General features: G+C 37.2%; 1 protein-coding gene and 2 pseudogenes. 1 reads left to right on the top strand and 2 read right to left on the bottom strand.

The features are described from left to right. Positions 1 to 297 (bottom strand): annotated as a pseudogene (locus QZN27_RS09310) (thymidylate synthase); the annotation flags it as partial. A gap of 245 nt (positions 298 to 542) precedes the next feature. On the opposite strand from QZN27_RS09310, the gene QZN27_RS09315 reads away from it, so the two are divergent. Next, positions 543 to 3,356, top strand: coding sequence for a pectate lyase-like adhesive domain-containing protein (locus tag QZN27_RS09315; RefSeq protein WP_296786795.1), 2,814 nt, complete (start codon positions 543 to 545; stop codon positions 3,354 to 3,356). Between the two features lie 174 nt (positions 3,357 to 3,530). On the opposite strand, the pseudogene QZN27_RS09990 reads toward QZN27_RS09315, so the two are convergent. After that, positions 3,531 to 3,659: pseudogene (locus QZN27_RS09990) on the bottom strand (sugar O-acetyltransferase); the annotation flags it as partial.

A 3,659-nucleotide genomic window follows, 5' to 3' on the forward strand; every position in this document is an offset into this window, starting at 1 on the left:
TCCTTGGGTGTTGTTGATGATTGCAGGATCATCTACAGATTGCACATAGTTGTATAATGCATCGCTTTTGATTGGGTTTCCTTCCATATCGAATTTTCCGGCCTTGATGTCGGCCAGCATCATGTCTGTAGTGTAGTTTTGGTATTTTGCCCTGAACTTCAGATTCAGAGGATCGTCAATTATATAGAAATTTCCCAGACTTTCCAACAAGTGATGATTGGAGTCCTTATAGGTTTCCTTTCCGGTCTTTAGGATTTTATCTACAAAATCCAGATAGCATTGATTAATTGTTAACATAATAAAACAGTCCTTTTAAATTATATTTTACTATGTATCGCATAATATATATTTTTAATTAATCATGGATATTTGAATTTATTTAATTATTCATATTAAATTAAATGATTTGGAATGTTTTTACTTTTATTTTTTCAATCAATTCGGGAGCTCAAAAATTTAAATATAATGTATAATAAATATTACAATACTATATGTTTTTTGTCTTGAGTATAGTTACAAGCTGAAAGGGAGGTGAAAAACAAATGATTAAAAAGACGAAGCTATTGATAATTGCTTTATTGGTATTATTCATTTCTTTAAGTGCGGTTTACGCTCAGGAAAACATTACTGCAGAAGAAATTGATGATGCTGCCGATACCGAAGAGGCGGTGGATGTTGAATCTCCTATTTTGGGCCAGGAGGGAACTTCAGAAGTTTTATCAGATGATTCAGTTGGAACTTTCTCTGAATTGGCTAAATTAATTTCTGATACTCCTTCTGGAGGCACTATTTCCTTAATTAAGAATTATACGCGGACTGATAGCGGCTATTATAATGGAATTAGCATTAACAAAAAGATAACTATTAATGGTAACGGCCATACTATTGATGCTAAGGGCGGCTCTAGAATTTTCAGTGTTTCCGGATCCAATGTAATCTTAAACAATATTACTTTCACCCATGCCAACGGTGACGTTGGGGTTGGGATTTATGTTACCGGATCTAACTTTAAGGTAATCAATTCAACATTTAAGGATCTTGTTGGTAGCGGTGCCACAGCGCTTCTTTTGGGAGGATATGCACCTACTGTTCAAGATTGTAAATTTATAAATAACAAGGCTACTTATGAGGTTGCTTCTGCAATATTTTTACAGGGAAATGGTGGAAAGATTATAAATTCATTATTTGACCATAACTATGCCAGTACTGCTCCAAAACCAGAACAGCATAAGGATGGCGGAACGGTATATATATTTGGTGAACGCACTGTAATTGATGGATGTAACTTCACAAACAATGTCCAAACCAGAACAGGTGGAGGGGCCCTTTACTGTGGGGGATTTAATGGAGATTTGAAAAACTGCAGATTTATCAATAACTCTGCTACAAATGCTCATGGTGGTGGAGCATCCATTTTAGGCCATAATTGGAATGTTTTTAATACAGTTTTCGAAAACAATACCGCTTCCACTTATGGAGGAGGATTATTCTTCAATGCACAAAAAGGAAAATTATACAATCTGACATTCAATAACAACTCAGCCCACATGGGTGGAGGAGCATATCTTGCATATGATACTGCCCATAACACTTATGTCAAATCAGCTGAATCCAGATTATATGATTCCCAATTCACAAACAATCATGCTATCTATGGTGGAGGGGCAATCGATGCCATTTCCCACTTTAAAATCGACAACTGTGATTTTATAAACAATTCCGCAAACAACTATGGTGGTGCTGCAAGTATCGGTTATTCCACAATTACAAATTCAAGATTCATTGATAACAACGCATCATTCGGTGGAGCCATATATTCATACGCATCTGAAATCTCAAATTCCAATTTCACTGATAATAAGGCGACTAGAGCAGATTCCATCTACATTGCCTACCATTCAGAATTGAAAAACAATACTGGGGATGATGATGTTTACAACCCTGAAACACAGGGTGTTGAAATTACAGGCTCTCATGATGTTCAGCATATGTTGGAAACAAAAAGCGGATATTATGGATTCTGTTCTGAATTGTACAACAGCAATCCATATACCGGGGTGTATGACGATTCGATAGATCTCATCAAGAACGCCATCAACGGCAAGCCTGTCAAGGAGTATCTGAAAATATTGATTTACAGGTTCCTTGATAACTTTGATGACCTGAAAAGGACCGGTTTCCACAATTATGTCTGGGCATTTACAGACAGGGAGTATTGGAATTCAAATGATCCTATAGTCAAAAGCGTAATTGAACTGTATGATTCCGGATTCAGGGTTCCTAGCCTAAATGCATGTAAAGTGCTTCCAAATGGAACACTGATGTACATCAACTTCACTTCAATGGTCACACCGTCTTCCCAGCAAAACCTGTTCCTTTTCAAGTTTGCATACGGGGAAGAGATTGATGAGGTTTTCACTAAGGAGGCCATACTCAACAAAACAGTTTACATTGGAGATACAGTAGACTACAGGCTCGTTATCAACAACAAGGGTAACCTTCCTGTATATGACAACTGGGTTGAGGATAAGGAACATTCCGACGGTCTGGTCTATCAGTCATGGAGATCAGAAATCGGAAACTGGACCTACAATGAGCAGATGCACCGATGGTATCTGGATGTTCTGGAACCTGGTATGTCAGCATCCATTATCCTGACATTCGGTGTCACATTGGAAGGTTTGCTGCTTAACAATGCAGTCTCCGGTTTAGGTGATAAGAATGTTACCCAAAGTGCTGCAGGATTTGAAGCTGAAAATCCGAACATGACCGTTCAAAAGAATACTGTAACTCCAAAGGTCAATGAAGGCGATCAGGTAATGTTTGATATAGTCGTTATAAACACAGGTGATGTGAATTTGAAAAACGTTTTTGTCTGTGAAAGCGAATTTGATTCCGGACTTGTTTATGTGGATTATGTTTCCAAGGTGGGAACATGGAAGCATAGTGTAAACAAGGAGGGTAAGCATGTGTTTACCTTGACTGAAGTACTTGAATTGGATGATTCTGCCAGTTTTAGAGTCATATTTAAAGCCACTGAAGCAGGAATCTTTTCAAATACCGTTACAGCCGGGTTCAACGATACCACTCTTTCAAACTCTACAAATACAACTGAAGTTGAAGGCAAGGGCACTCCAAACATACCTGAACCCAATAAAAACGACACAATCAAAACAAGTTATTCCCTCAAGAAGATAACATCTAAGAAGGAGAATATAACTAAAAACTCAAAACAGGCAGATGATGGGCGAAAAGCAGTTTTAAAACTTCATGTAGATAAGAAAGCTACTGGAAATCCATTAACGGCTTTGCTGTTAGCACTGATATTTGTACCTATTAGAAGATTTAAAAAATAAATCTTCTACTTTTTTTATTTTTTCATATGGATTAACCGGTTCAAACTATTAATATTTTAACTTTCTTTTAATAATTCGGCAGATGAATTTCATTATTTTCATGGAAAATAATTTAAACATCAATTTAATCGAATCTATTTTTAATTATATTGCAGGTGATGGATGTCGGATTTGCTATTCGATTTTTTTGATGAATTTCGCTGGCACTCCTCCAACGATGGTTTTCGCTTCAACGTCCTTGGTGACAACCGCTCCCGCCGCAACGATGGCGCCTTCGCCTATTGTGACTCCAGGCAAAATTGT

Source organism: uncultured Methanobrevibacter sp. (assembly GCF_900316895.1).
Taxonomy (GTDB): domain Archaea; phylum Methanobacteriota; class Methanobacteria; order Methanobacteriales; family Methanobacteriaceae; genus Methanocatella.